This is a genomic window from Pseudomonas sp. SDO5215_S409, from assembly GCF_054071325.1.
In genome coordinates, this window is sequence record NZ_JBSVWN010000118.1 from 1 (window position 1) to 4,109 (window position 4,109).

The following is a 4,109-nucleotide window of genomic DNA, read 5'->3' on the forward strand; positions in this document are numbered from 1 at the left end:
TGTTGAAACACCAAGTACTCATACACTAGGGCAATACAGCGATTTTTCGCTGAAACTTTCAAGGAGATCCCTCATGACGCTACGTGTAGCAATCATCGGAGCCGGCCCGTGCGGCTTAGCACAGCTTCGTGCGTTTCAGTCGGCCAGCGATAAAGGCGCCAATATTCCTGAGCTAGTGTGCTTTGAAAAACAGGCCGATTGGGGCGGCATGTGGAACTACACTTGGCGAACCGGGCTGGACGAGAACGGCGAGCCGGTGCACGGCAGCATGTATCGCTACCTGTGGTCGAACGGCCCAAAAGAGTGCCTGGAGTTCGCTGACTACACCTTCGAAGAACACTTTGGCCGCGCCATCGCCTCCTATCCGCCACGTGAGGTACTGTGGGACTACATCAAGGGTCGGGTTGAAAAATCCGGCGTGCGTGATTACATCCGCTTCAACAATGTGGTGCGCCAAGTGACGTTCGATACGCAGACACAACGCTTTACGCTGTGCGCCCATGACTACAACAGCGACACGTCGATGTGCGAAGAGTTCGACTATGTGGTCAACGCCTGCGGCCATTTTTCAACGCCCAATGTGCCACATTATGAGGGCTTCGAGCAGTTTGCAGGGCGTATCTTGCATGCCCATGATTTCCGTGATGCATTGGAGTTCGAGGGCAAAGATCTGTTGATCGTCGGCAGCAGCTATTCAGCCGAAGATATCGGGTCACAGTGTTACAAATACGGTGCACGCAGCATCACCAGTTGCTACCGCACCACTCCTATGGGGTATGAATGGCCGGAAAACTGGGAGGAAAAACCGCAGTTGCAGCGTCTGGAAAACCACCGTGCCTGCTTCGTCGACGGTACCAGCAAGCGCATCGACGTGGTGATCTTGTGTACCGGCTACAAACATCATTTCCCGTTTCTGCCGGACGAATTGAGACTTAAGACTGACAATCGCCTGTGGGCGAAGAATCTGTACAAGGGAGTGTTTTGGGAACCCAACCCCAAGCTGATATACCTCGGCATGCAGGATCAGTGGTATTCCTTCAACATGTTCGACGCCCAGGCTTGGTACACTCGGGATGTGATCCTCGGACGTATCGCACTACCCAGCCATGTAGAGATGGTCGCCGACAGCCTGGATTGGCAAACACGTGAACAAACGCTTGAAACCAACCAGCAAATGTTCGAGTTCCAGGGCTCCTACATCCAGCATCTGGTGGACGCCACCGACTACCCGAGCTTCAACATCGCGGCTATCAATGAAACCTTCATGCACTGGAAGCACGACAAGGCAAAAGACATCATGGGCTATCGCGACAAGTCCTATCGCTCACTTATGACCGGCACCCAGTCTCCACCACACCATACCCCCTGGCTGGAAGCGCTGGACGACTCAATGGCGACGTACCTTGGCACACCACATACGTCAATCAAGTCGGTCAGCTGACTAGGAGGTTGGCCTATGAACGCCCCCAGTGTATCCCGTCCTCAAGAACCCGGTCTCTTTGCCCTCACTCCTGACCTGGAACGCTACCGTGTTGCTGCAGGCGGTGTGAGCTTGGTCGACTTGCAGCCTGGTGATAGCCTGCAAGTAATTGATATAGAAGGCCGGCAAACGTGCGAATTGCTAGCCCTCGACGCATGTGGTCACAGCGCGCTGGCCAGTTGGGGGTTGATCAGTTCAACCTCGTGCAGCCGCCTCGCCAGCATGGCGTTGCAGGTGAGCCGTATCAAACAGGCGCTGGCGCGGCGCGGTATCGGTCCGCAGCAATTGTCCCATGCCACGTCACTCTGGGGCGAGGATTCCCCGTCCGGCTACAGCAGGTGCTTCGTCGCCCACGACCCTCTTCTCGTGATCGTTGCCGCACCCGCAGGACAGACTGCAGTCGACCTTCAGTATCGGCCCAGCGAGCTTCGCTTGCTGGTGACCCGAGCAAATCCGTCGCCAATTCTGAGCCCTCGCCTGCCAGAGCCACTTGGGCATCTGTTGGAAGAATTCACCATTCGCGCGGGCACGGCTCAAGATTACAACCTCGCCAAGGGGCAGTACGTGCAGGTGTTGGATGTATCGGGCCGTCAATGTTCAGACTTCGTGGCGCTGAACCGGCGTGCACTGGATCGCGGTATGGAGCTGGACCTGGACCAGACTGTCACTCGGACGCTGAACGGCAGCGCCTACCCGACTCCCGGTCTGTTCTCGAAATTTTTCGACCGGCAGATGCAGCCGATGCTTGAAGTGGTTCAAGACACCGTGGGCCGCCACGACTCCTTCGCACTCGCTTGTGCGGCTCGCTATTACGAAAACCAAGGCTATTTTGGACACGACAACTGCAGCGACAATCTCAACCGACTACTCGCACCCTACGGCGTGCAGGCACGAGTCGGTTGGCCGGCTATCAATTTCTTTTATAACACCGGCGTTGATGCGCACCAGCAGATGATTCTGGACGAACCCTGGTCGCGACCTGGTGACTATGTGCTACTGCGGGCCATGACCGACTTGGTGTGTGGCACTACCTCATGCCCGGATGACATCGACCCGTCCAATGGCTGGAACCCGACCGACATCCATGTGCGCATCTACAGTGAAAAGGAGCGTTTTTCCATCGCCATGAGTACACAAACTACGGCCGATGCCGACCCAATTCTTACTCGTGAGTCCGCGTTCCACTCACGTACCAGCGCTCACACCAGCAACTTTGTCAACTATCGTAACTGGTGGCTGCCAGCGCGTTATGATGGTTACGGCGCCATCGAGGAATACCTCGGCTGCCGCGAACGGGTTGCGGTGATGGACCTGACCGCCTTGCGCAAATTCGAGATCATTGGCCCCGATGCTGAAGCATTGTTGCAGTACTGCCTGACCCGTGACGTGCGCCGCCTGGCCATTGGTCAAGTGGTGTATTCGGCGATGTGCCACGAACACGGTGGCATGCTCGATGACGGTACGTTGTTTCGCCTGGGGCTGGACAATTTCCGCTGGATCTGCGGCGACGATTACGCCGGCGTATGGCTGCGCGAGCAGGCCCATAAACTGGGTATGAAGGTGTGGGTCAAGTCTGCCAGCCAGCACATTCACAACCTCGCGGTGCAAGGCCCGCAGAGTCGCGAGCTGCTCAAACAAATGGTTTGGTCCGCGCCGAGCCAGCCAGATCTGCAGAACCTCGGCTGGTTCCGCTTCTTGATCGGGCGCTTAGACGGTTATGACGGATGCCCGTTGATGATCTCGCGCACCGGCTATACTGGCGAGTTGGGCTATGAAGTCTGGTGCCAGCCTGAAGACGCCGAGCGTGTGTGGGACCGTATCTGGCAGTTGGGCCAGCCGCTGGGCATCGTTCCGTTGGGCCTGGAAGCCCTAGATATGCTGCGCATCGAAGCCGGGCTGATTTTTGCCGGTTACGAGTTCAGCGACCAGATCGATCCGTTTGAGGCTGGCATCGGGTTTGCCGTACCGCTCAAAAGCAAGGCTGATGACTTTATCGGTCGAGACGCCCTGATGCGCCGCAGCGCCCATCCAGCACAAAAGCTGGTGGGCCTGCAATTAAGTGGCAACGAAGGCGCGCGCCACGGTGATGCTGTGTACCTCGGGCGCGCCCAAGTGGGTGTCATTACCAGTGCCTGCCGCTCGCCGTTGCTGACCCGCAACATCGCCTTGTGCCGCCTTGACGTGTCCTGTGCCGAAGCTGGGAGCACCTTGGAAATTGGCAAAGTCGATGGGTTTCAGAAGCGCATCAGCGCTACGGTCAGCGCCGCGATCTTTTACGATCCAGACAAGAGCCGCGTTCGTAGTTGATCGGCTTGAGACATTTTTCGGTATAAGCTTTTATCTAACGTGGATTTGTGCGTAACACTAGGGTTGGGGTTTGGAGAGCTGCGAAAACTCTGATGAACTGGACGAACGCCAATGAGAAAACGGCCACGAATTGGCAGGCTGGGCTTAGTGGCCCTCGGGGGGCGAATATCTGATAGCGCTGATTCAGCACTCCGACGCAGCGCTGAACGCTTTTTTGGTAATGGCGCACCGACAACCCCCTGTGATTTCTTCAGTATTGCCGTCTTTGAGGGAGAGCCTTCTTCTGGCTGTGGAGACGATTGATTTGTGCTTAGAACGGGCG

Annotated in this window: 2 protein-coding genes; both read left to right on the forward strand. The window is 56.7% G+C overall.

Annotation, left to right across the window (positions count from 1 at the left end):
• Window positions 1–73 precede the first annotated feature (73 nt).
• On the forward strand, window positions 74–1,441 hold the full coding sequence (locus ACW9H9_RS28270; protein ID WP_457346652.1) for an NAD(P)-binding domain-containing protein: 1,368 nt from the start codon (window positions 74–76) through the stop codon (window positions 1,439–1,441).
• A gap of 15 nt (window positions 1,442–1,456) precedes the next feature.
• Window positions 1,457–3,787: a DUF1989 domain-containing protein gene (locus ACW9H9_RS28275; protein WP_457346651.1), complete on the forward strand. Its 2,331-nt coding sequence runs from the start codon at window positions 1,457–1,459 to the stop codon at window positions 3,785–3,787.
• Window positions 3,788–4,109: the final 322 nt, after the last annotated feature.

Coding starts and splice junctions, on each gene's coding strand:
- ACW9H9_RS28270 (WP_457346652.1), top strand. CDS start 74: ATGACGCTACGTGTAGCAATCATCGGAGCCGGCCCGTGCGGCTTAGCA.
- ACW9H9_RS28275 (WP_457346651.1), top strand. CDS start 1,457: ATGAACGCCCCCAGTGTATCCCGTCCTCAAGAACCCGGTCTCTTTGCC.